The sequence below is a fragment of the Siccirubricoccus phaeus genome (assembly GCF_008360935.1).
Classification (GTDB): Bacteria; Pseudomonadota; Alphaproteobacteria; order Acetobacterales; family Acetobacteraceae; genus Siccirubricoccus; species Siccirubricoccus phaeus.
Map to the genome: position 1 here is coordinate 17,105 of NZ_SRXO01000025.1, position 25,327 is coordinate 42,431.

Below are 25,327 nucleotides of genomic sequence, written 5' to 3' on the forward strand. Positions count from 1 at the left end.
GGGGAAGCCTTGCCCCCGGCGGGGGTTGGCGGCACTGCCGCCAGCGGGGCGGCGCCCCTGGCGGCGGTAGGGGGCGGAGCCCCCCCTCACCTCAGGCCCGCTGCTGCGGCTCCTCCACCGCCACCAGCCGCCGGATCGCCGCCAGCATGTCCGGCTGGTCCCATTCCGCCGCCCCTTCCAGCCGGGCTCTTTCCCGCCCCTGCCGGTCGATGATGAGCGTCGTCGGCAGCCCCCGCGCCCCCAGCGCCCGCGCTGCCGCCCCGCGCGGGTCCAGCCAGAGCCCGAGCTGGCGGATGCCCCGCGCCTGGTAGAAGGGCTCCACCTGCGCGCGGCCGCCGCGGTCCGAGGACAGGGCGAGCACTACCACCCCCTCCTCCGCCAGCGCCGCCTGGGCGCGGTCCAGCGCCGGCATTTCCGCCACGCAGGGCGGGCACCAGGTGGCCCAGAGATTGATCAGCAGCCCCCGCCCGGCGAAATCCGCCAGCCCATGCGGCTTGCCCTCGGCATCGGTGAAGCCGAATTCCGGCAGCGGCTTCGGCCCCGTCTCGCTCAGCTTGCCGAGGCCGGACGCGCCGGCTTTGCACCATACCGGCACCGCCGCTAGGGTCCCGGCCGCCAGGAGCAGGCGCCGCCGCTTCAGCCAGGAAGACGAGAGCATCGCCATCGTGTCCAGTCACCTCCAATGGGGTGGGCGGTTCGCCACCGGCCCCTCCGCCATCATGCAGGCCATCAACGCCTCGATCGGCTTCGACCGCAAGATGTGGCGGCAGGACATCGCGGGCAGCCTCGCCCATGCCGCCATGCTGGCGCATGTGGGGATCATCTCCGCGGAAGACGAGGCCGCGATCCGCCGTGGCATGGCGGAGATCGCCCAGCGCATCGAAGCCGGCGGCATGGCGTGGGACGAGACGCTGGAGGACATCCACACCCATGTGGAAGCGGCGCTGGTCGCGCTGATCGGCGATGCCGGCAAGCGGCTGCATACCGGGCGCAGCCGGAACGACCAGGTGGCGCTGGATGTGCGGCTCTGGGTGCGCGATGCCATCGACGGGCTGTCCGGCCAGATCACCGATGTGATGCGGGCGCTGGTGGCGCGGGCGGAGGAGCATGCGGCGACGGTGATGCCGGGCTTCACCCATCTGCAGCCGGCGCAGCCCGTGACCTTCGGCCATCACCTGCTGGCCTATGTGGAGATGCTCTCCCGCGACCTCTCCCGCTTCCGCGATGCGCGGGCGCGGCTGAACGAATGCCCGCTGGGCGCCGCGGCGCTGGCCGGCACCGGCTTCCCGATCGACCGGCACATGACGGCGCAGGCCCTGGGCTTCGATCAGCCGACGCGGAACAGCCTGGACAGCGTCGCCTCGCGCGACTTCGCCGCGGAGTTCCTGTTCGCCTGCGCCATGTGCGCCACGCATCTCAGCCGCTTCGCGGAGGAGATCGTGATCTGGACCAACCCCTATTTCGGCTTCGTCAAGCTGAGCGACGCCTTCACCACCGGCTCCTCCATCATGCCGCAGAAGCGCAACCCGGATGCGGCGGAGCTGGTGCGGGGCAAGGCGGGGCGCATCTTCGGCGCGCTGATGGGGCTGCTGACGGTGCAGAAGGGGCTGGCGCTGACCTACTTCAAGGACATGCAGGAGGACAAGGAAGGCATCTTCGACGCCGCCGAGAGCCTGACGCTGAACCTCGCCGCCATCGCCGGCATGGTGCGGGACATGCAGCCGGACGCGGCAAGGCTGGAAGCGGCGGCGGGGGCGGGCTTCTCCACCGCCACGGATCTGGCGGACTGGCTGGTGCGGGAGCTGAAGATGCCCTTCCGGGACGCGCACCATGTGACGGGCCGGCTGGTGCAGAAGGCGGAGGCCAAGGGCAGCGACCTGGCGGGGCTGAGCCTCGCGGAGATGCGGGCGGAGGAGCCGCGCATCACGGAGGCGATTTATGGCGTGCTGACGGTGCAAGCCTCGGTCGCGTCGCGCACCTCCTTCGGCGGGACGGCACCGGAGAATGTGCGCCGGGCAGCGGCCGAATGGCGGGAGAAACTGGGATGATCCGTGCCCTGGCCCTGCTCGCGCTGGTCGCGCTGGCCGCCTGCGGGCGGGTGGGGCCGCCACGCCCCCCCGGGCCGCCGGAGGCCATCACCTACCCACGGGCCTACCCGGCGCCGACCCCGACGGAGCAGCCCCGGCCCTGATGCCGGCAGGGGGCGCTGCCCCTTCGGGGGCTTCGCCCCCGAACCCCCAGCAGAGGGCGCTGCCCTCTGCACGCCCGCCGGGGCCAGGACCTGGCCCCGGACCCCGGTCCGAGTTTCAGGCACCGCCCGTCAGAACTGGACCCTGGGCGGGGTCGCTACCGCGGCGCGCTCCGCCTCGGGCAGCTCGAAGAAGCCCTTGGGCAGGAAACCGAGGCTTGCGGCGAAAAGCACCGCGGGAACCTGCTGGATGGCGGCGTTGTACTCGGCGACGCTGTTGTTGAAGAAGCGGCGGGCGGCGGCGATCTTGTTCTCCACATCGCCCAGCTCCGCCTGCAATTGCAGGAAATTCCGGTTCGCCTTCAGCTCCGGATAGGCCTCCGCCAGGGCCAGCAGCCGGCCCAAAGCGGCGCCCAGCGCGCCCTCCGCCGCTGCCTGGCCGGGGCCGCTGGCGGCGAGCGCGGCGTTCCGCGCCTGGATCACCCGCTCCAGCGTGCCCTGCTCATGCGTCGCATAGCCCTTCACCGTCTCCACCAGATTGGGGATCAGGTCATGCCGCTGCTTGAGCTGCACATCCACATCCGACCAGGCCTGGCCGGTCGCCTGCTGCAGCACCACCAGCCGGTTGTAGACCAGCACCAGCCACAGCAGCAGAAGCAGGAGAAGCCCCAGCAGAACCGCACCCAGCATGCCCGGCACCCCCTATCGCGGCACGGCGTAGCGCGCGAAATCCCGCGCCAGCACCTCATAGATCGCCCGCTTGAAGCCGACGGCCATCTCCGGCAGCCCCGCCAGCGGGGCCCAGCGCCAGGCATCGAATTCCGGGTGCGGGTCGAGGTCGAGCCGGATCTCCTCATCCCGCCCGGTGAACCCCAGCGCGAACCATTTCTGCCGCTGCCCGCGATACCGGCCGCCCAGCGCCTTGCCCAGCAGCTCCGGCGGCAAATCGTAGCTCAGCCATGCCGGATGCTCGCCGAGGATGATGGCGGCGTCAGTGCCGATCTCCTCCTTCAGCTCCCGGAAGACGGCGAGGGCGGGATCCTCCGCCGCGTCGATGCCGCCCTGCGGCAATTGCCAGCCACCGGGCGCGCCCTCGGCATTCGGCAGATCGGCGCGGCGGGCGACCAGCACCAGCCCCTCGCGGTTGAACAGGGCGGCGCCGACACAGGGGCGGTAAGGCAGGTCCATGGCGGCCAGCCTACCATCCCCGCCATGGAAAGGTGAGACGGCCTGTGCCGGGCTTCCGCCAGCACCGTCTCCAGGCTGCGGTCGTCGGGGCCGCTTTCCAGCCCCCGAAGCGGCACAATGGCATTCCGGCGGATCAGGTCGCGCACATGGCCGCCCGGCGGTAGCGGCCGGACCGGGTTTGCCGCTCGCCCCCCTCGTCGCGCCCGGCAGCGAGACCTTCGTCGCCGCCACGCCGGCATCCCGGCAGGCTCCGCAACGGTCGAACAGTCGGGTCGAAAACTCCCACCGGGGTCCGGGGACCGGTCCGGTCCCCGGCGGGCGTGCAGAGGGCAGCGCCCTCTGCCGGGGGTTCGGGGGCGGCGCCCCCGACACTATCTCGCCGGCCCCGCCGCCTCCGCCACATCCGGCGCCCGCCGCAGCGCCGTCACCGGCGCCAGCACGAAGCCCCGCGCTTCCAGGCTGCCGGCCCAGCTCGCCAGCCTATCGATCACCACCGGGGAGACATTGCCGGCATAGCCGATCGCCACCCCCTTCTCCTGCGCCAGCTTCTCCAGCGCCTGCAATTTCAGCTCGATCTCGCCGCGCGTCGCCGGCTCATCCACCACCAGGTCGATGGCCCGGCCCCAGACCCGTTCCGGCGGCCGCGCCCCCGGCCGCGGGTCCAGGTAGAGCAGCCCGCGGCTGCGCAGCGCGTCCTGCAGCGCCCCAAAGCGGTCGCTGAGCGCCGCGTAGCGCTCCCCCCGCATGGCGCCGAGCGCCCCGATCGCCCCGACATAGCCGGTGAAGCGGGAGAGGACCCAGGCCAGCCTGTCCTCGTTCTGCGCTTCGGTATTGCCGGTCAGCAGCGCCCGGTCGCCCGGGTTGTTCAGCGGGTAGCCGGTGGGCTCCAGCGGCAGGGCCACCAGCAATTCCATGCCCTTGCGCCGTGCCTGGTCCAGCAGCAGGGGCAGTTGCGGGGCGTAGGGGCTGAAGGCCAGGGCGACGCCGCCCGGCAGCCGGGCGATCGCCTCCTCGGAGACCGCGGCATTGATGCCGAGCCCGCCGATGACGAGCCCGATCCTGGAGCGTGGATCCTGCCGGTCGAAGGGGCGGCCATAGGTGCGGATGGGGGTGCGGCCCTCGCCGCTGATGCGCGGCAGCGGGCCATAGGGGCCGGGTTCCAGCAAGGCCGGGTCGGCGGCGGGGATTGGGCGCCCGGGTTGCGGCGGGCCGCGCATCGGGCCGGCTGCCAGCGGCGGCGGCTCCGGCGCCACGGGCAGGGCGGCTGCCACCGGGGCAAGCGGGGACGCGGCGGGCGGTGCGGGGGGAGGGGCCGCGACGGGCGGCGCGGCCGGGGCCTCCGCCTGGTGGCCGGGGGTGGGGGTGGCAGGGCGCTCCGGCGCCGGCGGCAGCGTATTGCCGCCAGCGACGGGGAGTGGCGCCGGCCCCGGTGCCGCCGGAGGCGGGGGGGCGGCCATTGGGGCCGGGCGTGGCGGGGCCTCGGGCAAGGAAGGCGCCGGCCCTGGCGCCGCCGGAGGCGGTGTGGCGGCCAGCGGCGCCGGGGGCGGCGGGGCTGCCGCCAGGGGCGGCACCGCGGGCGGGTTGGGGGGCGCGGTCTCCACCGCCTCGGGCGGGCCCAGCCATTGCAGCACGCCGGTGCCGCCGCCCAGCAGCGCCAGCACCAGCAGCCAGAACAGCCCCAGCCGGCGCCAGCCCCGCCGTGCGGGTGCCACCCAGCCGGGCTCGGAGCCAGCCATGGGAGGGTCGTGCCGCCCCTTCTACCGGGCCGCGCGGCGCGAGGGCGATTGCGCCTGCGCCGAGCTGATGTTGCGCAGCAGGGAAAGGCCCTGCTGGAGCTGGAAATCCGTCTCCGGCTTGGTCAGGTCCAGCGCCGGCGCGCCTTCCGGCGGCAGGCGGGTGACGCGCTCGGCGACCCCTGGCGGGAGCTGCAGCGGCGGGATGGCGGCGCCGGTGGGCTGCTGCACCCCGCCCTCATTGCGGAGCGCCCGGCGCAGATCCGCCTCCCGCTCCCGCGGGATGTTCGCCGTGGCTTCCTGGCGCTGCGCCAGCACCTCGATGTCGGGCTCGATGCCAGTCCCCTGGATGGAGCGGCCGGAGGGGGTGAAGTAGCGCGCGGTGGTCAGCCGGATGGCGCCCTGGCCAGGAATCGGCATCACCGTCTGCACGCTGCCTTTCCCGAAGCTCTTCACGCCCAGGATGATCGCCCGGCGATGGTCCTGCAGCGCACCGGCGACGATCTCGCTGGCGCTGGCGCTGCCGCCATTGATCAGCACCACCATGGGCAGGCCCTGGGCGATGTCACCCGCCTTGGCGTTCCAGCGCTGCGCATCCTCGGAGCGGCGGGCGCGGGTGGAGACGATCTCGCCCTGCTCGATGAACTCGTCGGTGACCTGCACCGCCTGGTCCAGCAGCCCGCCCGGGTTGTTGCGCAGATCCAGCACGAGGCCCTTCAGATTGTTGCCGGCCTGCTGGCGGAGGGTCTGGATGGCGCGGCGCAGCCCGACATCCGTCTGCTCGTTGAAGGAGGTGACGCGGATATAGCCGATATCGTTGCCTTCCAGCCGGAAGCGGACCACCTGCGGGCGGATCACCTCGCGGGTCAGGGAAAGCTCGATCGGCCGGTCGGCGCCCTCGCGGCGGATGGTGATGCGGATGGCGGTGCCGCGCTCGCCGCGCATCTGCTCCACCGCTTCCTGCAAGGTCAGGCCCTGGACGGAGGCGCCGTTGAGATGGGTGATCAGGTCGCCCGCCTTGACCCCGGCGCGGGAGGCGGGGGTCTCGTCGATCGGGCTGATGACCTTGATGTAGCCGCCTTCCTGCGTCACCTCGATGCCGAGGCCGCCGAACTCGCCCCGGGTCTGGACCTGCATGTCCCGGTAGGAGCGCTGGTTGAGGTAGGAGGAGTGGGGATCGAGGCCGGAGAGCATGCCGTTGATGGCGTTCTCGATCGCGTCCTTGTCGTTGATGGGCTCGACATATTCGGCGCGGACCCGTTCGAACACGTCGCCGAACAGGTTCAGCAGCCGGTAGGTCTCTGCCCGGCCGCCATCCTGCGCCCAGGCTGCGACCATCGGCCCCACCACGATGCCGGCGGCGAAGGCCGCCGTCACCGAAGCCACTGTCCCGAACCTGCGCTTCATGCCGCCACCCGTATCCCTTCTGGCCGGGTCCCCCCGGCCGACTGACCCGGAGCATATTCGGTCACATGCACTCACCGAAAATGCTTCAGGCCGCTGTTTATAGAGCGGATTCCCGCCCCCGGGCGATGCCGCCCCACGGCGATCCGCCCTAGCCTAGAGCAGCTTCGCGCCGGCTGGAAACAGCCAGCGCGTAATTCGCACTCCAGAAACATAATATCCAGAGTGGTTTATCCCGCTCTGACGGAACGGCTACCGTTTCGTCAGGAAGGCGGCCGCCCCGGGCCGGCGCCAGCATAGCCCGCGCCGCATGTTTCAAACCGTGTGGAACGGTCTCCGTTCCGGACAGGCTGAAGGCGGGTTCATCAGCCCCGGGCGGCGAGCCAGCCCCGCGGGTCCACCGGCTGGCCGCCCCGCCGCAGCTCCAGATAGAGCAGCGCCCTGCCGCGGCCCTCCGGCGCCGCGGCGCCGAGCTGCCCGACCGGCTCCCCGGCCAGCAACCTCTGGCCCGGCGCGGCATCCAGCTTTTCGAGCCCCGCCAGGACGAAATGGTGGCCACCGCCGCAATCCACGATCAACAGCAGCCCGTAGCTGCGGAAGGGGGCGGCGAACACCGCCTTCCCGCCGCAGGGGCTGACCACGCGGGCGCCGGGCGAGGCGGCCAGGGTGAGGCCGCGGGCCGGCCCGCCCTCCCCGCCGGCGCCGAATTCGCGGGTGACCTGGCCGGCCACCGGCATGGCGCGGCCGCCGCGCGCGGTGGGCGGCTCCGGCGTCCGGGCGGCGGCGTCCTGACGGGGGGCGGGGCGGGCGGCATCGGCCCTTGCGCGGGCAGCGGCCTCGGCAGCGGCGCGCTGGCGCTCGGCGGCGCGGGCCTCGCTTTCCAGCCGGGCCAGGGCGCCTTCCAGGTCGCCGGCCCGGGCGGCGGCCTGGGCGGCGCGGCGGGCGGCGGCGGCCTCGGCATCCGCGGCGCCTTCCCGGCGCTCCTTCGCCGCGCGCAGCTCCGCCTCCAGCGCCGCATCGGCCTGGCGGGCGGCGGCCTCGGCGGCCTGCAGGGCGGCGCCGCGGCTTGCGGCCTCGGCGGCGCGGGCTTCCGCCTCCGCCATGGCCTGGCGCAGCGCCGTCACCTCCGCCGCCATGCCGCGGGAGAGGGATTGCAGCACCAGCAGCCCGCGCAGCGCCTCCTCCGGCGGGGCGGGGACGGCCAGCAGGGATTCCGCCGGCCAGAGGCCGAGGCGCAGCATGGTGGGCAGCAGGGGCAGGATAGCCTCCATCCGCGCCTGGGCCGCCTGGCGAGCGGCGGTGGCGGCGCTGGCGGCGGCGCGGTACTCGGCATCGGCCGCATCCTGGCGCTGCTGCGCGGCTTGCAGGCGGCTGGCGGCCTCCACCCGGCGTTCGGCCAGGCGCCGCTCCTCCTCCGCCGCGGCGCGGGCGGCCCTGGCCGCGGCCTCGGCGGCTTCCGCCTGGGCGGCGGCGGCGCGGCGGGCATCCTGCACCGCCTCCCGGCTCGGCTGGGCCTGGGCGGGAAGGGCGAGGAGAAGAAGGAGCAACAGGAGGGGCACGGCGCGGGAGTGTAGCAAACCGGCGCGGCCTGGGGGCCGCCACCTGGACAGGGATAGAGTAACGGCGAGGGCGGCTGGGCGGCCTGCCCGGGACGCCGGCGCAACGCTAGAGCGGGATCGGTTGAGCTGCGCTCACCCGCCCCGCTCTAGCTCATTGTTCGCTCGCGTGATTCACGGTCGATTCGACCTCAACCGATCACGCTCTGGAGCGGTTTCACGCTGACTGTGCAGCGCGAAACCACTCTAGCTCATGGATTGTAGAGCAGCTTCACGCCTCCGGGCGATGCCGCCCTCCGGCGATCTGCTCTAATGGCCTGCTTGTCCGCGAAGTTCGCTGGAAATCCAGCGAACTTCGCGGACAGGACACCAGAGCGGTTTCATCGCGCCTGTGCCTGGTGAACCCGTTCTAGCTTTCTGTTCTGTCGCATTTTCCGAGTCGTCCGGCGATTCCGCCGGAGTTGAATATGCTCCAGCGCCACCGCGCGCCGGGATCGGCCCGCCGGGCCAAGGTCTCGCCCAGCAGCCCGTTCCCGGCGGCTCAGAACCGGATCCGGAACACCGCGCCCGGCCGCCCGTCGCGCAGCTCGATCGTCGCGCCATGCGCCCGCAGCACCTCGCGCACGATATAGAGGCCCAGCCCCGACCCGGCGCCGCCGCCGGCCCGCTCGAAGGCCTCGAATACCCGGCCCCGTGCCTCCGCCGGGATGCCGACCCCGCAATCCGCCACCTCGATGCTGCCCTCGGCGCCGATGCGCAGCTCCACCTTCACCGCCTTGCCGCCATGCGCCAGGGCATTGCCCAGCAGGTTGAGAAAGACGCCGCGCAGCGCCTGCTCATCGCCCCGGATCTCCCAGCGCGGCCGTTCGGTGTGGAAGGCGAGGCTGCTGCCATGGTCGATCGCCAGCGGCCCCATCTCCGCCACCGCGTCCCGCGCCAGGGCCACCAGATCCACCTGCCGGTCATGGCGCGGCCCGGCATGCTGCAGCCGCCCGAGATCCAGCAACTGGTTCGCCAGCAGGGTGAGCCGCTGCACATCCTGCCGCAGCTTCTGCCGGGCCGGGCCCTCGGGCAGCTCGTCCAGCCGGATGCCGAGGATGGTGATCGGCGTCCGCAGCTCATGCGCGGCATTGGCGATGAAGCGGCGCTGCCGCTCATGCTCCTGCTCCAGCCGATCGAAGGCGGCGTTGGTGGCGGTGACCAGCGGCAGGATCTCGGCGGGCACCCCGGTCTCCGGCAGGGCCGGCGCGTGCCGGCCGGGCTCCAGCGCCGCCGCGGCCCGCGCCGCCAGCCGCACCGGGCGCAGCAGCAGATGCACCAGCCCGACGGTCAGCGCCGTGGTGCCGAGGGCGATGAGGGCGACGGCCAGCAGCCAGCGGCGCAGCCGGTGGCTCAGCCAGGCCCGGATGCCGTCCAGCAGGTCGCCCTGCTGCCCGCCCAGCAGCAGGCCGACCGGCCCGGCACGGGTGTGCAGGAGCGTCGTGGCGCCGCGCAGCATCGAGGACGGCCCGCGATCCGACTTCGTATCGAGATCCTTCGGCGCGCCGCCCCGTATCACCATGTCACCATCGGTCGCGAAGAACCAGAAGGCCGGCGCCTGCGCCATATAGGCCGTCATCTCCGGCGTGGGCACGAAGACCATGGTGCCCGCCGCGCTGCGGGTGATGGAGGGGGCCAGGAGCTGGCCGGCCTGCTCGGCTGCCAGCCAGTCCTGCAGCGAGGGCCGGGCCCGGAGCGGCTCCGCCAGCGTCCACAGCAGCAGGATCAGCGCCTGGAAGGCGACCAGCCCGATGATCATGCGGCGCGCCAGGGAAGGGGCGTGCGGCCTGACCCTAGCTGCCGCGCTCATTCCGCCCGGGCCATGTAGCCCACGCCGCGCAGCGCATGGATGGTGATGCCCGCCCCGCTTTCCGCCAGCCGGCGACGCAGCCGCGAGACATGGGAGTCGAGCGTGTTGGAGGCGGGCGCGTCGTCGAAGCCGAAGATCGCCGCCTCGATCGCCTCGCGCAGCACCACCCGGCCGGCGCGGCGCAGCAGCACCTCCAGCAGCGCCAGCTCCCGCCGCGGCAGGGGCAGCGGCAGGCCGCCGAGCTGGGCCTCGCGGTGGACCGGGTCGAAGACCAGCGCGCCGAGCACCAGCTTTTCCGCCGCGGCGCCGGCGCGGCGCCGCGTCACCGCGCGCAGCCGCGCCAGCAGCTCGTCCAATTCGAAGGGCTTGGCGAGGTAGTCGTCGGCGCCGGCATCCAGCCCCTCCACCCGCTCCACGGTCTGGCCGCGGGCGGTCAGCACGATGGCCGGCGGCGGGTTGGGCAGCGCCTGCAGCGCCGGCAGCAGCGAGAGCCCGTCGCCATCGGGCAGCCGGCGGTCCAGCAGCACGGCGCGCAGCCCCTGGTCGCGCAGCGCCTCCCGCGCCTGGTCAAGGCGCGCCACCCAATCGACGACGAAGCCGCGCCGGGCCAGCGCGGCGCGCAGCGCGGCCGCCAACTCCACCTCATCCTCGACCAGCAGGATCCGCATCGGCTCCTCCGCCTGTCCCCCGGGCACGCGGGGCCGGCCGCTGCTGCCGGCCCTCGGCGGCCGCGGCGACCGGGCAAGCTGATAGCAGCTTGCCACCGCGGCCGCTGCCGGTGGCGGGCGCGCCAGGCTGCCCCAGGCACATTGCCGGAACCTGACCTTTCCTGGCCGGGCGGACGCGGCCCGCCCATGCCAGCTTGACGCAATGCAGCACGGCTAAGCGTCCCGCCACCGGTCCGCCAGGACTGCCGGCACCACCGAGGATGCGCTGCATGATTCCGAATGACGCCAGACCTGCCCATGCCATCTACCGGGTGGTCCGCTGGGCGGCCCTTTTGGCGGCCATCTGGGTGGCCATGGGCATGGCAGGCTGCATGGGGGCCCGGGCCCAGCCGGTCGAGCCGCCCCTGGGCTCAGCCCAGGCGCCGGCCACCCCCGGGCGCGGCGCCTGGACGGTGCGGCTGGGCGCCGGCGCCCTGATCGGCCCCGCCTATCCGGGCAGCGAGGGGAGCCGCGTCCGGCCTCTGCCGCTGGTGGACATCGCCTACCGCGCCAACCTGCCGGGACTCGACACCATCTTCCTGAACACCCAGCAGGGGCTTGGCATCGTCGCCCTGCGCTACGGGCCCTTCTCGCTGGGCGGGTCCCTGGGCTTCGCGCCGGGCCGCGATCAGGATCTGGGCGGGCGGCTGCGCGGCATGGGCGATATCGACGCCGGGCCGCGCGGCAGCCTGTTCCTGCACGGGAATTTCGGCCCCCTGCTGCTGTCGGTGCAGGCGGACCGGGCCTTCGGCGACCAGGAAGGCACCACGGTGACGCTGGGCGCGACCTATCGCCGCCGGCTGACGCCGTCCCTCTCCCTGGCCGGCCATCTCGGCGCGAGCTGGGCGGATGAGGACCATATGCAGGAATGGTTCGGCGTGACCCCGTTGCAGGCCAGCCGCACCGCCTTCCCGTCCTACCGGCCGGAGGCTGGGTTCCGCAACGTGACGGCCAGCCTTTCCGGGAATTACCTCTTCTCGGAGAGGTGGGTGCTCAACGCCACCATCGGCGTCACCCGGCTGCTGGGCGATGCGGCGGACAGCCCGATCGTGCAGCGGGAGACCCAGCCCTTCGGCCTGCTGGGCCTTTCCTACCGCTTCTGACGCGGCCCGGGCGAGGCCGGGGCCGCGCCTCAAGCGTGATCGCTTGCGGTGAACTCACCGAAAAGCGTGCATCACGCGATCCGGCAAATGGCTGGAAGGCGTGGCGGCTGCGGCGGACCGCCTAGTGTCCCGATTCCGCAGTTCTGCGGACTTCGTTCTCGGGCCACTGGCTTGTGTTTTCAGTGGCCTGCCTGTCCGCTGCGTTCGCTGGGAACCCAGCGAACTTCGCGGGCAGGACACTAGAGCGAGATCGGTTGAGCTGCGCTCACCCGCCCCGCTCCAGCTCATTGTTCGGTCGCGTGATGCACGGTTTCGGTCGATTCGACCTCAACCGATCACGCTCTAGCCCTGCTGCAGCAGGGAGACCCCGGTCATCGCCTTGGGCTGGTCCAGCCCCATCAGGGCCAGCAGCGTCGGCGCCACATCCGCCAGCCGGCCGTCCCGCAGCCTGGCGCCTTCCGGCGCGCCCATCAGCAGCACCGGCACCGGGTTGGTGGTGTGCGCCGTATGCGGCCCGCCCGTGGCGGGGTCCTTCATCAGCTCGCAATTGCCGTGGTCGGCGGTGACCAGCAGCGCGCCGCCCTGCGCCTTCACCGCCGCGGCGATGCGGCCGAGGCCCGCATCCACCGTTTCCACCGCCTTGATCGCAGCTTGCAGGCTGCCGGTGTGGCCCACCATGTCCGGATTGGCGAAGTTCAGCACGATGAGGTCGTATCTGCCGGTATTGATCGCCGCGACGACTTTCTCCGTCAGCTCCGGCGCCGACATCTCCGGCTGGAGGTCGTAGGTCGCGACCTTGGGGGAGGGGACCAGGATGCGATCCTCGCCCGGATAGGGCTTTTCCTCGCCGCCATTCAGGAAGTAGGTGACGTGCGGGTATTTCTCCGTCTCCGCCGCGCGGAGCTGGTGCAGCCCGGCGCGGGCGACGACCTCGCCGAGAATGTCCGCCATGCTCTGCGGCGGGAAGAGCGTGCCGAGGAAGGCGTCCAGCGCCGTCGAATACTGCGTCATGCCGGCGGCGGCGGCGAAGTGCACCGTGCGGCCGCGGGGGAAGCCGGAGAAGCCGGGGTCCAGCAGCGCCGAGAGAATTTCCCGCACCCGGTCGGCACGGAAATTGAAGCAGAGCAGCCCGTCGCCATCGCGCATGCCCTGGTAGTCGCCGATGGCGGTGGCGGGAATGAACTCGTCCGTCACGTCCTTGCCGTGCGCGGCTTCCACCGCCGCCACCGGGTCGGCGGCGCGGGCGCCCTCGGCGCTGACCATGACGTTGTAGGCCTGGGAGATCCGCTCCCAGCGATTGTCGCGGTCCATCGCGAAGTAGCGGCCGGTGACGGTGGCGATGGAAACGCCGGACAGGCCGGAGATGTCCTCCATGAGCGTCCGCAGATAGCCGGGCGCGGCGCGGGGCGGCGTGTCACGGCCATCCGTGAAGCAATGCAGGGCCACCTGCACGCCGGCGGCGGCAAGCACCTTCGCCAGCGCCGCCGCATGCTTCTGGTGGCTGTGCACGCCACCGGGGGAGACGAGGCCGAGCAGGTGGCAGGTGCCGCCGCCTTGCTTCAGCTTCGCGATCAGCTCCGTCAGCGCCGGCAGCTTCGCCAGGGAGCCATCGGCCAGCGCCTTGTCGATGCGCGGCAGGTCCTGCATCACCACGCGGCCGGCGCCGAGATTGAGGTGCCCGACCTCGGAATTGCCCATCTGGCCGTCCGGCAGGCCAACGTCATGGCCGGAGGTGTGCAGGAAAGCATGGGGGCCGGCGGACCACAGGGCGTCGAAGTTCGGGGTCTTCGCCTGGCGGACGGCGTTGTCCGCCACCTCCTCGCGCCAACCCCAGCCATCCAGAATCACCAGCATCACAGGCTTCGGCATGTCAGTCCTCGCGGCGGTCAAACCCGATTAACGCCGCGGCCCGGCTGCCGACAAGCGAGGGAGGCTCTGCCTCCCTCGCGCTCCCTCCGCCAAAGGCCGAAAGGACTTTGGAAACCAATAGCTTAGGCTATGACAAAGTCCTTCAACACTTCGGGCTTGAACGCCAGGCCATGGCCAGGACGTTCAGGGGCAGTAATGAAACCGTCCTGGATGACCGGCTTCTCCACCCAGACATCGTCCAGCAGACCCATCTGCTCGGCCCAGATGGCGTTCGGGATGCTGGCCAGGATGTGGACGTTCAGCTCGGGGAACAGGTGGGGCGCAAAGGTCATGCCCCAGGTGGCGCCGACGGTCGCGATCTTGCGCAGCTCGGTGAAGCCGCCGCGCATCGGGTCCGGCTGCAGGATGGGCAGGCGGGGGTTCTCCAGCACCGGCCGCAGATCGTCGCGGCCGAAATGGCTCTCGCCGCCCACCACCCGCGTCGTCAGCGCCTCGGCGCAGCGGAGATAGCCGGCGAAATCATCGGCCAGCACCGGCTCCTCGATCCAGTAGGGATCATACTCCTGGAAGGCGCGGCCGGCGATGATGGCCTGGTCCGCCGTCCAGCCCATGTTGATGTCGATCATGATCTCGACATCCGGGCCGACCGCGTCGCGCACCATGCGCAGGTTCCGCACATCCTGCCGCCAGTCGCCGATATGCGCGGCCTGCATCTTGATGGCCTTGTAGCCCTGGGCGACGTAGTGCTTCGCCTTGGCCGCCATGCCCTCCCCCAGCGCGCCGCGGAAGCAGCCGCTGCCATAGATCGGGATCTTCGAACGGCAATGGCCCCAGAGCCGGTGCAGCGGCAGGCCCGCCGCCTTCCCCACCACGTCCCACAGCGCGATGTCAATGGCCGATTGCGCCATCATCGTCACGCCGCCGCGGCCGCCGGTCAGCGTCACGCGCCAGAGGTCGCGCCAGATCCCTTCCACCTCCGTTGCGTCCCGGTCGATGACGCGCGGCGCCAGCGCCTCCGCGATGCAGGCGCCGATGGTCCGCTGCAGCGGGAGGTTCAGCAGGTGCAGGTAGCCGAGGCCGGTGAGGCCGGACTCCGTCACCACCTCCACCACCACCAGGTCGCGTTGCGGGCCGAGCGCATGGCCCTTCATCCAGGGATCTTCCGCCCAGGGCAGGCGCAGCAGGGTGGTGCGCAGCTCCCGGATTTTCAGGTCGGGCATGGCGTTTCCTCCGCCTCAGACAATGTTGCGCCATAGCCTGCGCGTGAGGGCGAGAACGAGCAAGCCCTCCAGCCCCGTCGCCACGCAGGCCATGGACGCGCCCACCGCATCCGCCAGCATGCCGATATGGATGAAGCCGATGGGGCCGAGGCCGATGCAGAGGGAGAGGATGCCGAGCACCCGGCCGCGCAGCTCCGGCGGCGCGGCGAGATAGACGAGCGTTGCCTGCATCACCGCGAAGGCCGCCTGGCCGGCGCCGGTGAGGAGCAACGCGGCGCCCGCCAGCAGCGGGTGCGGCGCCAGGCCGAAAGCGGTGATGGCGAGGAAGCAGATGGTGGCGCCGCCGAGGTAGCAGCGGGCGAAGCGCGCAGGCTGCGCCCAGGCCGCCATGGCCAGGGCGCCGGCGAAGGCGCCAACGCCGTCCATCGCCGCCAGCAGCCCGATGGCTTCGGGGCCGAGGCGGAGATGCTCCGCCGCCACCACCGGGATCAGGCTGGTGAAGGGCCAGCCCCAGATGTTGAAGATGATGGTGACGCAGAGCGTGCCCTGCAGCCGCCGGTCGGCGCGGACGGCGCCGAAGCCGGCAGCCAGGCGGGTGGCGAAGCTTTCCCCCGCGGCCGCGATGCCGCTGCGGTAGCGCAGCGCCAGCGCCGCCTGCAGGGCGATGAGGTAGAGCAGGCAGGAGAGGGCGAAGCTGCCCTCCGCCCCCACCGCCGCGAAGATCACGCCGCTGGCGAGCGGCCCCAGCATGCGGCTGGCATTGTTGCTGCCGACATCGAAGGACATGGCGCGGCCGAGCAGCGTGGTGCCGACCACCTGGCCGATCATCAGCCGCCGCACGGGGTTGTCGGCGGCCCAGGCCAGGCCGTTGACGAAGCTCGCCACCGCCAGGTGCCAGACCTCGAGCATGCCGGCGGCGGCGAGCAGGGCAAGGGCAAGGGAGGTGGCGAGGGAGGCGACCACGATGAGCAGCAGCGCGCTGCGCGCCTCCACCCGGTCCGCCAGCGCGCCCATGGCGGCGCCGAACAGCCCCATGGGCAGCACGCGCAGCATGCCGAGCATGGTGACCATGAAGGCGGAGCCCGTGGCCTGCCAGGTCACCAGGGAGACCGCCAGCATCTCCAGCCAGCGGACCATGAAGAGGATGGTCCCGACGGTCCAGAGCCGGCGGAAATCCGCCAATGCGAACAGGCGCGGCGATTGCGCCGCGATGGCATCCACGCTGGTCGTTTCCTTCCCGGCCAAGAACGGGCCGCCGCCAGCATGCCGCCGATTGGCGCCGGCGGAAAGGGGGGCCATGATGCGGTGGAGGAAACGGCAAGGAGGCCGCGATGAGGCCCTTCGAAGGCATCCGCATCATCGACATCACGCATGTGCTGGCGGGGCCCTTCGCGGCCTATCAGCTCGGCCTGCTGGGCGCCGACGTCATCAAGGTGGAGCCGCCGGACGACCCGGACCAGAGCCGCGACAGCGGGCCGGACCTGGCGCTGAACCGCGCCAATATGGGCAGCTATTTCCTGACGCAGGGCGCCAACAAGCGGTCCATCACGCTGGATTTGAAGAGCGAGGCGGGGCGGGAGGTGCTGAAGCGCCTGGTGGCCACGGCCGATGTGCTGGTGGAGAATTTCCGGCCGGGGGCGTTCGAGGCGCTGGGCCTCGGCTATGCGGCGCTTGCGGCGGTGAATCCGCGGCTGGTCTACTGTTCCATTTCCGCCTTCGGCCATGGCGGGCCGCGCGGGCAGCAGACGGCCTATGACCACGTGATCCAGGCGAATTCCGGCATCATGGCGGTGACCGGGACGCCGGAGGTGAACCCGGTGAAATTCGGCGCGCCGGCGATCGACTACGCCACCGGCACCATGGGCGCCTTCGCGCTGAGCGCGGCGCTGTTCCAGCGGGAGCGCACCGGGCGTGGCCAGCATATCGACCTGGCGATGCTGGACGTGGCGCTGATGATGCAGGCCAGCCACCTGACGGCCTATATGGCCAGCGGCAAGGCAGCGAAGCCGAACGGCAACAAGCACACGCACGCCAGCAACAGCGCCTATCGGACCAGGGACGGGTCCCTGGTGATGCTGGGGGCGAGCAACATCCGGCAGCAGAAGCGGCTCTGGGCCGCGCTGGGGCGGCCGGAGATGGCGAAGTCCAACAATGAGGAACGCCTGGCCGATCGCGACCGCGAGGAGGCGGTGCTGGCGGAGATCCTGCTGACCCGTACCGCGGATGAGTGGGAGGCGTATCTGCAATCGAAGCACGTCCCCGCCTCCCGCGTGCGGCGGATGGAGGAGGCGCTGGCGGACCCGCATGTGGCGACGCGCGGCGTGCTGCATCGCTTCCCGGAGGGCTCGCCGGGCGTGGACCGACCCTATGGCGTGCCCGTCGCGGCCTTCAGGCTGGCGCATGGCGGGCCGCAGGTGGACCGGCCGCCGCCGCGGATGGGCGCCGATACCGATGCGGTGCTGGCGGAGCTGGGCTACGCGGCCGGCGACATCGCCGCGCTGCGCGAACGGAAGGTGATCTGAGAGCCATGAAGCTGCTGCTGATCCAGGCCTTTTCCCTGCCGCCTGATTCGCCCGGCAATTATCGCCGCGCGGGTGGGACGAAGGAGGAGGCGCTGATGAACCACGCCTCCGTCGCGCCGCTGCTGGCAGGGGTGGAGTGGGATCTGCACCCTGGCGCGCTGGCGCCGCACGGCAATTGGCCGGTGGAGACGCGGGAGGAATTCGCCGTGGCCGGCGTGGCCCGCCTGCCCATCGTGCGGGAGGCCTGCGAGAGCGGGAAGTACGACGCTATCGTGCTGCTGGGCGGCGGTGATCCCGGCTTCATGGAAGCGCGGGAGATCGGGCGGCGCTACCGCATTCCCGTCACCGCCAATGCGCATGCGCAGATGCATATGGCGATGACGCTGGGCAACCGCTTTTCCTTCGTCGATATCTCCGAGACGCATAACGCGCATATGGCGGAGCTGGTGGTGCGCTACCGCATGGCGGATCGCTGCGCCTCCATCCGCAATATCGACTACCCGCTGCCGCGGCCGGCCTACCCGGCAGGGCGCGCCACGCTGAAGGGCGAGGCGGAGAGGCACGCGGCGGGCGAGCGGAGCGGGATGCTGGAAGCGGCGGTGGAGGCGGCGGTGGCGGCCATCGCCGAGGATGGGGCGGAGGTGATCCTGCTGGGCTGCTCCGCAGCCTTCTGGCTGCGGGAGCCGTTGCAGGCGCGGCTGAACGAGGTGGGCTGGGACGTGCCGGTGCTGGAGGGGTATCGCTGCGCCATCGCCATGGCGAAGATGCTGGTGGGGCTGGGGGTGGATGCGAGCGGGATCACCTTCCCTGGGGATCCGCCGCGGCATCGGCGGCGAAGGCGGTTCGTGTGACTTGAGGGAGGGCTTTGCCCTCCTCGTTGGGCGCAGTGCGCCCAACCCCACCCACCAAGGGCCGAAGGGCCCTTGGAACCCTTGAATTTTGCGCTTCGACCGACGGGTCCAAGACTCATGGTTTTCAAAGGCCTTTCGGCCTTTGGCGTGGGGGTTGGACGCACTGCGTCCAACGAGGGGAGCAGAGCTCCCCTCAATCCAGGTGATTCTTCGCGCGCCACGCCTCAATCGCCTCGACCGCCGCCTTGCTGTCGATGATATCCGCGTAGCGCCGCTCCACATCCTTCAGGTTCTGGTCATGCGCCGCCTGGTCGTGGTCCCCCACGCAGTCCCGCGGCACCATCACCCGGAAGCCCAGCGAGAACGCATCGATGATGCTGGCGCGCACGCAGCCGCTGGTGATGCAGCCGGTGACGATCACCGTGTCCACCCCCTCCTTCGTCAATATCGCCGCCGCCGGCGTGGCGAAGAAGATGGAAGGCGCGGATTTCATCAGCAGCACATCCGGCTCCGCCGCCGCGATGCGCGGGTCCAGCTCCACCGAGGGCGTGCCCTGCAGCAAATCCAGCACCGGCGCCGCCTTCCAGTGCGGCGCGGCGCGGCGGCTGTTGTAGCCGTTCACGCAGGCCACCACCGGCAGCCCGGCGCGCTTCGCCGCCTGCATCACCGGCACGGTCGCCTCCACCGCTGCGTCCACCATGGGGGCGCCGCCCATGGGGAAGCCTTCCTCGATGAAGCCGCGCTGGAAATCCACCACCACCACGCCGGGCTTCTTGCCGAAGCCGAGCGGCAGGTTGCCATAGCCGCGCTGCGCATAGATATCCGACATCGATCCGCCCCTGGCTGATTCTCGGCATGAGGATTGCAAATCCCATGCCCGTCAGGCGCGGGTTGAAGCATGGGCTATCGCATCTCCGTCAATACCGGCGGCACCTTCACCGATATCGTCGTGCTCGACCTCGATGGGCAATTGCACATCAGCAGGGCATTGCAGGCGCTGCTGCTGCCGGGCCAGGTGCTGCGTGGGCAGGACAGCGCCGGCGGCGGCCATGGCGACCCGCTCTCGCGCGGCCCCGCCCGGGTGCTGCATGATGTGCTGGCGGGCTGGGAAAGCCGGCAGAAGGCGTTCGGCCTCCATGGCGTGGCCTTCACCGGCACCGTCGAGGATGACAGCCTGGCCGTGGATCAGCCGGCGATGGAAGCGCGGCGCTGCGGGCGAGGAGGGCAGCATGAGTGATCTGGTGCAGGATCCCGGGCGGGTCCGCGACCTCTCCGCCGCCATGGCGCGGGGCGAGTTGACCGCAGATGCGCTGGTGCGACGCTGCCTGGCCCGCATCGCGGCGGTGGACGGCAAGGTGCAGGCCTGGGTCGCGGTGCAGGCGGATATGGCGCTGGGCGCCGCCCAGGCGCTGGATGCGGAGCGCCGCGCCGGCCGCGTGCGCGGGCCGCTGCACGGCATTCCCGTGGCGGTGAAGGATGTCATCGACGTCGCCGGCCTGCCCACCAGGGCGAACAGCCCGAGCCGCGCCGAGGCGCTGCCCGCCACGGCGGATGCGACGGTGGTGGCGCATTTGCGGGCGGCGGGGGCGATCATCCTCGGCAAGGTGCACACCACCGAATATGCCTATTACGAATCGCGGCCGCCGACGCGGAATCCCTACGACCTGACGCGCACGCCGGGCGGGTCCTCCGCCGGGTCCGGTGCGGCGATCGCCAGTGGCACCGTGCCCTTGGCGCTGGGCACGCAGACGGCGGGCAGCGTGAACCGGCCGGCCGCCTATACGGGCGTTGGCGCCTTCAAGCCTTCCACCCTCGCCATTGGCGGCACCGGCGTGGTGCCGCTGGCGCCGAGCTTCGACACGGTGGGCGCCTTCGGCGCGAGCGCCGCCGATGCCGCGCTGCTTGCCGCGGGCTATGCGGCGGACCACCTGCGGCTGCGCGCGCCGGCGCCGGTGACGCCGCTTCTGGTGGTGCTGGAGGACGCGATGGTGACGGCGAAGATCGCGCCCGGCACGGCGGCGGCGGTGGCCGCGCTGACGGAGCGCTTCGCTGCGGCGAAGCTGGCGGTGCGCCGCGCCATGGCGCCGGTGCCGCTGGAGGTGCTGCTGGCGACGCACCGCACCGTAATGCTGGCGGAGCTGGGCCGCACCCATAGGCGCCTGCCGATGGACCGCATCGCGCCGCGCCTGGCGCAGGATATCGAGGCGGGGCTGTCGATCCTCGACACCGAGTATCAAGCGGCGCTGGCGACGCTTGCCGGCTATCGCCAGGCCTTCTGGTCCGCCTTCGGCGCGGACGAGCTGCTGCTGCTGCCCGCCGCGCCGGATGTGGCGCCGGAGGCGAGCACCACCGGCGACCCCTCCTTCGTCATCCCCACCACGGCGCTGGGCGGGCCGGTGGCGACCTTGCGCGCCGGCATGGATGGCGCGCTGCCGGTCGGCGCGCTGCTGTTCGGCGCGCCGGGGGCGGATGCCAGGCTGGCCGGTTTCCTGCTCTCGGAGACCGGGACGGGGTTGGGGCTGTAGGGAAGGGTCAGGCGATGCTGCTGCAGGTTCCGGTCATCGATGTCGCGCCCTTCCGCCGCGGCAATGCGGCGGCGAAGCGGGAGGTGGCGCGGCAGGTCGGCCAGGCGGTGAACGATATCGGCTTCCTGGTCATCACCGGCCATGACGTGGATCCTGGGCTGATCGCCGAGATGCAGCGGGTCTCCAACGAATTCTTCGACCTGTCCCTGGCGGAGAAGCAGCGCGTGCTGCGCCCGGCGCCGGATGTGACGCGCGGCTATATCCCGCTGGAGGCGGAGAGCGTCGGCCGCAGCCAGGGCGTGGATGTGCCGGGCGACCTGAACGAGAGCCTGATGATCGGGCCGGTGGATGCCACGGGCGATGCCTATTTCACCGGCCCGCAGGCAGGGCGGCATTTCCATCCGAATCTCTGGCCGGCCCACCCTGCCGCGCTGAAGCCGGCCTATGAGGCCTATTTCCGCCGCATGGGCGCGCTGGCGGAGGAGCTGATGGCGATGTTCGCCCTGGCGCTGGACCTGCCGGAGGAATTCTTCGCCGATAAGATCGACCGCCACATCAGCCGGCTGCGGGTGCGGAACTACCCGGCGCCGGAGGTGCCGCCGCGGCCGGGGCAACTCCGCGCGGGGGCGCATTGCGATTACGGCTCCCTCACCATCCTGCGCACGGAGGACAAGCCGGGTGGGCTGCAGGTGCTGAACCGCGCGGGGGAATGGGTGGACGTGCCCATCGTGCCGGAATGCTTCATCGTGAATATCGGGGAGCTGATGGCGCGCTGGACCAACGAACAATGGAAGGCGACGCTGCATCGCGTGGTGAATCCGCCGGCGGAGCAGGCGAGCGTCAGCCGGCGCCTGTCGCTGGTGTTCTTCCACAACCCGAATTACGACGCGCCCGTGGCGGCGCTGCCGGGTACGGTGCCCTTCGGCGAGGCGCCGCGCCATGCGCCGACCACCAGCGGGGACCATCTGCGGGCGCAATTCGTGAGGACGCAGGTGCAGGCGGCTTAGTGTTGGGGAAGGGCGTCGCGCCGCAAGGCGCGCCTTGCGGCGCGACGCCCCGTCTCAAGACGCCCGCCGCCCGAGATACGCATCCATCACCCGCGGATCATTCGCCAGCTCCGCGGATGGCCCGTCGAACAGCACGCGGCCGTTTTCCATCACATAGGTGCGGTGCGTCACCGCCAGGGCGTAGCTCGCCATCTGCTCCACCAGCAGGATCGAAAGCCCCTGGCGGTTCAGCTCGCTCAGCACCGGGAAGAGCATGTCCAGCACCAGCGGCGCCAGCCCCAGCGAGAGCTCGTCGATCACCAGCAGCCGCGGCCTGGAGAGCAGCCCGCGCGCGATCGCCAGCATCTGCTGCTCGCCGCCGGAGAGGGTGCCGGCTTCCTGGTCCAGCCTTTCCCGCAGCCGGGGGAACAGCGCCAGCACGCGGTCCTGTTCCGCCACGGCGCCGGCGGGGTCGCGCCGCAATTGGGTGAAGCTGCCGAGCAGGAGGTTGTCCCGCACGCTCTGGTCGGCGAAGACCATGCGGCCTTCCGGTACCATGGCCAGGCCCCGCGCCACCATGCGGTGGCTGGCGAGGCCGGTGGTCTCCGCGCCGTCGAAGCGCACCTGCCCGGCGGCGGGCTTCAGCACGCCGGAGATGGCGCGCATCAGCGACGTCTTGCCGGCGCCGTTGGAGCCGATGAGGCCAACAAATTCCCCCGCGCCGACCTCCAGGTCGACGCCGCGCACCGCCTCGATGCGGCCGTAGGAGACGCGGAGGCCGGCAACGGCGAGCAGGGCCTGGTCCTGGCGCGGCCGATTCACGCCCTCGCTCCCGCTCGGGCGATCGGGCGCGCTCATGCCGCCACCTTCGCCGGGGCGCCATGGCCGAAATAGGCCTCGATGACGGCGGGGTTGGCCTGCACCTCGGCGGGCGCGCCATCGGCGATCACTTCGCCATGGTCCAGCACGGTGACGCGGTCGGAGACCGCCATGATCATCTCCACGTGGTGCTCCACCAGGATGATGGTCATGCCGCGGTCGGCGAGGCCGCGGATCAGCGCCACCAGATCCTCGATCTCGCCATGGGTCAGGCCGGCCGCCGGCTCGTCCAGCAGCAGCAGCTTGGGACGCAGAGCCAAAGCGCGGGCGATCTCCAGCCGGCGCTGATGGCCGAAGGGCAGGTTGCGGGCTGCCTCCTCGGCGAAATCGGTCAGGCCGACTACCTCCAGCAGCAGCCTCGCCTCCGCCAGCATGGCGCGCTCCTCCCGCGCGAAATGCGGCAGGCGGAGCAGGGTGGCGAAGAAGCCGGCGCGATAGCGGGTGTGGCAGCCGACGAGGACGTTCTCCAGCACCGTCATCCGGCCGAACAGCTCCGTGTTCTGGAAGCTGCGGGCGACGCCGCGGCGCGCCAGCTCATGCGGCGCGCGGTGGCCGAGCGCCTCGCCGAACAGCGTCACCTGGCCGGCGGTGGCGGCGTAGAAGCCGGAGACGATGTTGAGCAGGCTGGACTTGCCGGCGCCATTCGGCCCGATCAGCGCATGCACCGTGCCGGAAGCGACTTCCATGGTCACGCTGCTGACGGCGGTCAGGCCACCGAAGCGCAAGGTCAGGTCGCGGGTGATCAGCGTCGCCTGGCCGCGCTCCTCGCCCTCGCTGGCCAGGGCGGTGAAGCCGGGCAGGAAATTCGGCCAGGCGCCGGTCTGCCGCTCCACCGCGCCGCGCCTGCCCAGCCGCGCGGCGAGCTTGCCGAGGGAGCCGACGATGCCCTCCGGCATCAGGAACAGCACCAGCACCAGCAGCAAGCCATAGGCGAAGGTCTGCCACTCCTGCAGCTCCTGCAGCACCTGGCCGGCGGCGTAGAGCACGGCGGTGCCGACCACCGGTCCGGCCAGCGTGCCGCTGCCGCCGAGAATGGTCATCACCAGCAGCTCGATGGAGCTGTTGAAGGTGAAGGTCTCGTAGTTCACGAACAGCGCGAGGTTGGCGAAGAGCCCGCCGCCGAGGCCGGCCAGCCCCGCCGAGATGGCGAAGGCCAGGGTGCGGATGCCGACGACACTGATGCCGAGCGCCCGCGCCGCATTCTCGCTTTCCGCCGCGGCGCGCATGGCGCGGCCGTAGCGGGAGCGGGCGAGGGCCCATTGCACCCAGAGTGCCAGCAGCAGGCAGAGAGCGATGACGTAGTAGTAGTTGAAGCTCGCGGCGCGGGTGGCCATGAGGCGCTCGCCCAGGATGGTCGGGCGGGGAATGCCGGTGAGGCCGGAGGCGCCGCCGGTGAGGCTGACCCATTCGCGCAGGATGTTAAGGAAGACCAGGCCGAAGGCGATGGTGATGACGGTGAGATAGAGCGGCCGCACCCGCACCGTGGGGAAGGCCAGCATGGCGCCCATCGCGGCCGGCAGCGCCACGGCGAACGCCATGCAGGCGAGGAAGGGCATGTCCGCGCGCAACGCCAGCAGCGCCGCGGCATGCGCGCCGAGCCCGACCAGCGCCGCCTGGCCGAGCGAGACCAGCCCGGCAAAGCCCACCAGGATGTTCAGCCCGACCACCACGATGCCGAGCAGCATGGCGCGCATGACCAGGCGCAGCTCGTAGCTCGTCGGGAAGCGGGCATCGATGAAATCCCCCGTCCAGGGAAACAGCGCGATCGCCAGGACGAACAGCGCCAGTGCAATCCGCGAAGATGAAAGCAGGTGCGGCCGATTCACGCCCCCGCTGCCGCTCGGCCGATCGGACGCGCTCATACCTTCTTGAACTCCGCCTTGCCGAACAGCCCCTGGGGGAAGAGCAGCAGCAGCAGGACCATCAGCGTGAAGCCGATGGCGTCGCGCGCCGCGGTGGAGAGATAGCCCTCGATGAATTTCTCGGCGACGCCGTAGAGCACGCCACAGACCAGCACGCCCCGCGCATTGGCGATGCCGGCGATGATGGCGACGAGGAAGCCCTTCAGCCCGATCACCGCCCCCATGGTGGAGCTGGCCTGGATGACCGGGCCGATCAGCAGCCCCGCCAGCGCCCCCAGCAGACCCGCGATGAAGAAGGCCAGCAGGGTGATGCGGTCCGCATCGATGCCGACCAGCCCGGCCGCCACGCGGTTATAGGCGACGGCCCGCATGGCGCGGCCGGTCAGCGTCCGGCGGTAGAAGAATTCCAGGCCGAAGGCGACGGCCACCAGCGCCACCGGCAGCAGCAGCTCCTGCGGATAGATGCCGGCGCCGCCGAGCCGGATCGGGTGTTCCGCCAGCGGCGAGGGCAGGGCGCGCGGGTTGGAGCTGAACAGCGCCGTGGTCGCCGATTCCAGCATGGTGCCGACGGCGATGGTCGTCAGCATCCAGCCGATGGCATTGGCTTCCCGGTTGAAGGGGCGGACGAAGCCGCGCTCGATCGCCGCCGCCACCATCGCCGCCGCCAGCACCGCGGCGGGTGCGGCCAGCAGCAGCGGCGCGCCAAGGTCCAGCAGCACCACCGCCAGCACGGCGCCCAGCATGAAGATGTCGCCGAAATTGAAGTTCACCGCCTTGGCCGCGCTCCACATGACGTAGAAGCCGAGCCCGACCATGGCGTAGACGCTGCCGACCGAAAGCCCGGTCAGCAGATACTGGATGATGGCTTCCAAGACGCCCGCCTCC

At 71.6% G+C, this 25,327-nt stretch carries 23 protein-coding genes; 8 read left to right on the forward strand and 15 right to left on the reverse strand.

The window, feature by feature from the left end; all coding sequences use genetic code 11:
- Positions 1-91 precede the first annotated feature (91 nt).
- Positions 92-664, reverse strand: a complete 573-nt coding sequence (locus E5N76_RS24950) for a TlpA family protein disulfide reductase (RefSeq protein ID WP_235907871.1) — start codon at positions 662-664, stop codon at positions 92-94.
- Between the two features lies 1 nt (position 665).
- On the opposite strand from E5N76_RS24950, the gene argH reads away from it, so the two are divergent.
- A complete protein-coding gene (gene argH, locus E5N76_RS24955; protein WP_268921328.1) occupies positions 666-2,048 on the forward strand; it encodes an argininosuccinate lyase in 1,383 nt (460 codons plus the stop codon).
- Complete coding sequence (locus E5N76_RS29840) at positions 2,045-2,191, forward strand: hypothetical protein (protein WP_187830383.1); 147 nt, start codon at positions 2,045-2,047, stop codon at positions 2,189-2,191. The genes argH and E5N76_RS29840 overlap by 4 nt, the downstream gene beginning before the upstream one ends.
- Positions 2,192-2,320: 129 nt before the next feature.
- On the opposite strand, the gene E5N76_RS24960 is transcribed toward E5N76_RS29840, so the two are convergent.
- The 7 genes from E5N76_RS24960 to E5N76_RS24990 all read right to left on the reverse strand — a co-directional run bounded on the left by E5N76_RS24960 (position 2,321) and on the right by E5N76_RS24990 (position 10,586).
- A complete protein-coding gene (locus E5N76_RS24960) occupies positions 2,321-2,878 on the reverse strand; it encodes a LemA family protein (RefSeq protein WP_149540276.1) in 558 nt (185 codons plus the stop codon).
- Between the two features lie 12 nt (positions 2,879-2,890).
- Positions 2,891-3,376 (reverse strand): RNA pyrophosphohydrolase, encoded by a 486-nt coding sequence (locus E5N76_RS24965; protein WP_149540278.1) that lies wholly within the window; start codon positions 3,374-3,376, stop codon positions 2,891-2,893.
- A 371-nt stretch (positions 3,377-3,747) separates the two neighbouring features.
- Positions 3,748-5,112 carry a divergent polysaccharide deacetylase family protein gene (locus tag E5N76_RS24970; RefSeq protein WP_149540280.1) on the reverse strand — a complete coding sequence of 455 codons (1,365 nt, stop codon included), beginning with the start codon at positions 5,110-5,112 and terminating at the stop codon, positions 3,748-3,750.
- A gap of 21 nt (positions 5,113-5,133) precedes the next feature.
- A complete protein-coding gene (locus E5N76_RS24975; protein WP_149540282.1) occupies positions 5,134-6,516 on the reverse strand; it encodes a S41 family peptidase in 1,383 nt (460 codons plus the stop codon).
- Between the two features lie 362 nt (positions 6,517-6,878).
- Entirely contained in the window at positions 6,879-8,072 is a 1,194-nt protein-coding gene (locus E5N76_RS31160) for a murein hydrolase activator EnvC family protein (RefSeq protein WP_149540284.1), read from the reverse strand.
- A gap of 538 nt (positions 8,073-8,610) precedes the next feature.
- Entirely contained in the window at positions 8,611-9,867 is a 1,257-nt protein-coding gene (locus E5N76_RS24985) for a sensor histidine kinase (protein ID WP_149540286.1), read from the reverse strand.
- Positions 9,868-9,914: 47 nt separating this feature from the next.
- Complete coding sequence (locus E5N76_RS24990; protein ID WP_149540288.1) at positions 9,915-10,586, reverse strand: response regulator transcription factor; 672 nt, start codon at positions 10,584-10,586, stop codon at positions 9,915-9,917.
- A gap of 269 nt (positions 10,587-10,855) precedes the next feature.
- On the opposite strand from E5N76_RS24990, the gene E5N76_RS24995 reads away from it, so the two are divergent.
- Positions 10,856-11,728 carry a MipA/OmpV family protein gene (locus E5N76_RS24995; protein ID WP_187830384.1) on the forward strand — a complete coding sequence of 291 codons (873 nt, stop codon included), beginning with the start codon at positions 10,856-10,858 and terminating at the stop codon, positions 11,726-11,728.
- 342 nt (positions 11,729-12,070) lie between these two features.
- On the opposite strand, the gene gpmI is transcribed toward E5N76_RS24995, so the two are convergent.
- The 3 genes from gpmI to E5N76_RS25010 all read right to left on the reverse strand — a co-directional run bounded on the left by gpmI (position 12,071) and on the right by E5N76_RS25010 (position 16,038).
- Positions 12,071-13,597: a 2,3-bisphosphoglycerate-independent phosphoglycerate mutase gene (gpmI, locus tag E5N76_RS25000; protein ID WP_149540292.1), complete on the reverse strand. Its 1,527-nt coding sequence runs from the start codon at positions 13,595-13,597 to the stop codon at positions 12,071-12,073.
- Positions 13,598-13,719: 122 nt separating this feature from the next.
- Complete coding sequence (locus E5N76_RS25005) at positions 13,720-14,817, reverse strand: mandelate racemase/muconate lactonizing enzyme family protein (protein ID WP_149540294.1); 1,098 nt, start codon at positions 14,815-14,817, stop codon at positions 13,720-13,722.
- A gap of 15 nt (positions 14,818-14,832) precedes the next feature.
- A complete protein-coding gene (locus E5N76_RS25010; RefSeq protein WP_187830385.1) occupies positions 14,833-16,038 on the reverse strand; it encodes an MFS transporter in 1,206 nt (401 codons plus the stop codon).
- Between the two features lie 110 nt (positions 16,039-16,148).
- On the opposite strand from E5N76_RS25010, the gene E5N76_RS25015 reads away from it, so the two are divergent.
- Together E5N76_RS25015 and E5N76_RS25020 are read left to right on the forward strand one after the other, a co-directional pair.
- A complete protein-coding gene (locus E5N76_RS25015; protein ID WP_149540299.1) occupies positions 16,149-17,339 on the forward strand; it encodes a CaiB/BaiF CoA transferase family protein in 1,191 nt (396 codons plus the stop codon).
- 5 nt (positions 17,340-17,344) lie between these two features.
- Complete coding sequence (locus E5N76_RS25020) at positions 17,345-18,190, forward strand: aspartate/glutamate racemase family protein (protein ID WP_149540301.1); 846 nt, start codon at positions 17,345-17,347, stop codon at positions 18,188-18,190.
- 193 nt (positions 18,191-18,383) lie between these two features.
- Here E5N76_RS25020 and E5N76_RS25025 read toward each other — a convergent pair whose 3' ends face one another.
- Positions 18,384-19,019, reverse strand: coding sequence for an isochorismatase family protein (locus E5N76_RS25025; RefSeq protein WP_149540303.1), 636 nt, complete (start codon positions 19,017-19,019; stop codon positions 18,384-18,386).
- A gap of 69 nt (positions 19,020-19,088) precedes the next feature.
- On the opposite strand from E5N76_RS25025, the gene E5N76_RS29845 reads away from it, so the two are divergent.
- From E5N76_RS29845 to E5N76_RS25035, 3 genes are read left to right on the forward strand one after another with little or no spacing between them, the layout of a single operon-like run.
- Positions 19,089-19,427, forward strand: coding sequence for a hypothetical protein (locus tag E5N76_RS29845; RefSeq protein ID WP_187830386.1), 339 nt, complete (start codon positions 19,089-19,091; stop codon positions 19,425-19,427).
- Positions 19,420-20,715: an amidase gene (locus E5N76_RS25030; protein ID WP_187830387.1), complete on the forward strand. Its 1,296-nt coding sequence runs from the start codon at positions 19,420-19,422 to the stop codon at positions 20,713-20,715. The genes E5N76_RS29845 and E5N76_RS25030 overlap by 8 nt, the downstream gene beginning before the upstream one ends.
- 14 nt (positions 20,716-20,729) lie before the next feature.
- Complete coding sequence (locus E5N76_RS25035; protein WP_149540307.1) at positions 20,730-21,722, forward strand: isopenicillin N synthase family dioxygenase; 993 nt, start codon at positions 20,730-20,732, stop codon at positions 21,720-21,722.
- 54 nt (positions 21,723-21,776) lie between these two features.
- Here the strand turns inward: E5N76_RS25035 and E5N76_RS25040 are convergent, their stop codons facing one another.
- From E5N76_RS25040 to E5N76_RS25050, 3 genes are read right to left on the reverse strand one after another with little or no spacing between them, the layout of a single operon-like run.
- Positions 21,777-22,559: an ABC transporter ATP-binding protein gene (locus E5N76_RS25040; protein WP_149540309.1), complete on the reverse strand. Its 783-nt coding sequence runs from the start codon at positions 22,557-22,559 to the stop codon at positions 21,777-21,779.
- Positions 22,556-24,442 (reverse strand): branched-chain amino acid ABC transporter ATP-binding protein/permease, encoded by a 1,887-nt coding sequence (locus E5N76_RS25045; RefSeq protein WP_149540311.1) that lies wholly within the window; start codon positions 24,440-24,442, stop codon positions 22,556-22,558. Before E5N76_RS25045 ends, E5N76_RS25040 begins: the two co-directional genes overlap by 4 nt.
- The gene (locus E5N76_RS25050) at positions 24,439-25,314 is read right to left on the reverse strand and encodes a branched-chain amino acid ABC transporter permease (protein ID WP_149540313.1); all 876 of its coding nucleotides are present in this window, start codon (positions 25,312-25,314) and stop codon (positions 24,439-24,441) included. The genes E5N76_RS25045 and E5N76_RS25050 overlap by 4 nt, the downstream gene beginning before the upstream one ends.
- Between the last annotated feature and the right edge of the window lie 13 nt (positions 25,315-25,327).

Bases quoted from the DNA above. Each gene is read 5' to 3' on its own strand.
- E5N76_RS25015 (WP_149540299.1), top strand. From the start codon at position 16,149: ATGAGGCCCTTCGAAGGCATCCGCATCATCGACATCACGCATGTGCTG.
- E5N76_RS24970 (WP_149540280.1), bottom strand. From the start codon at position 5,112: ATGGCTGGCTCCGAGCCCGGCTGGGTGGCACCCGCACGGCGGGGCTGG.
- E5N76_RS24985 (WP_149540286.1), bottom strand. From the start codon at position 9,867: ATGATCATCGGGCTGGTCGCCTTCCAGGCGCTGATCCTGCTGCTGTGG.
- gpmI (WP_149540292.1), bottom strand. From the start codon at position 13,597: ATGCCGAAGCCTGTGATGCTGGTGATTCTGGATGGCTGGGGTTGGCGC.
- E5N76_RS25045 (WP_149540311.1), bottom strand. From the start codon at position 24,442: ATGAGCGCGTCCGATCGGCCGAGCGGCAGCGGGGGCGTGAATCGGCCG.
- E5N76_RS24990 (WP_149540288.1), bottom strand. From the start codon at position 10,586: ATGCGGATCCTGCTGGTCGAGGATGAGGTGGAGTTGGCGGCCGCGCTG.
- E5N76_RS25020 (WP_149540301.1), top strand. From the start codon at position 17,345: ATGAAGCTGCTGCTGATCCAGGCCTTTTCCCTGCCGCCTGATTCGCCC.
- E5N76_RS25030 (WP_187830387.1), top strand. From the start codon at position 19,420: ATGAGTGATCTGGTGCAGGATCCCGGGCGGGTCCGCGACCTCTCCGCC.
- E5N76_RS29840 (WP_187830383.1), top strand. From the start codon at position 2,045: ATGATCCGTGCCCTGGCCCTGCTCGCGCTGGTCGCGCTGGCCGCCTGC.
- E5N76_RS24975 (WP_149540282.1), bottom strand. From the start codon at position 6,516: ATGAAGCGCAGGTTCGGGACAGTGGCTTCGGTGACGGCGGCCTTCGCC.
- E5N76_RS24965 (WP_149540278.1), bottom strand. From the start codon at position 3,376: ATGGACCTGCCTTACCGCCCCTGTGTCGGCGCCGCCCTGTTCAACCGC.
- E5N76_RS25025 (WP_149540303.1), bottom strand. From the start codon at position 19,019: ATGTCGGATATCTATGCGCAGCGCGGCTATGGCAACCTGCCGCTCGGC.
- E5N76_RS25035 (WP_149540307.1), top strand. From the start codon at position 20,730: ATGCTGCTGCAGGTTCCGGTCATCGATGTCGCGCCCTTCCGCCGCGGC.
- E5N76_RS24950 (WP_235907871.1), bottom strand. From the start codon at position 664: ATGGCGATGCTCTCGTCTTCCTGGCTGAAGCGGCGGCGCCTGCTCCTG.
- E5N76_RS29845 (WP_187830386.1), top strand. From the start codon at position 19,089: ATGGGCTATCGCATCTCCGTCAATACCGGCGGCACCTTCACCGATATC.
- E5N76_RS24960 (WP_149540276.1), bottom strand. From the start codon at position 2,878: ATGCTGGGTGCGGTTCTGCTGGGGCTTCTCCTGCTTCTGCTGCTGTGG.
- E5N76_RS24995 (WP_187830384.1), top strand. From the start codon at position 10,856: ATGATTCCGAATGACGCCAGACCTGCCCATGCCATCTACCGGGTGGTC.
- E5N76_RS25040 (WP_149540309.1), bottom strand. From the start codon at position 22,559: ATGAGCGCGCCCGATCGCCCGAGCGGGAGCGAGGGCGTGAATCGGCCG.
- E5N76_RS25005 (WP_149540294.1), bottom strand. From the start codon at position 14,817: ATGCCCGACCTGAAAATCCGGGAGCTGCGCACCACCCTGCTGCGCCTG.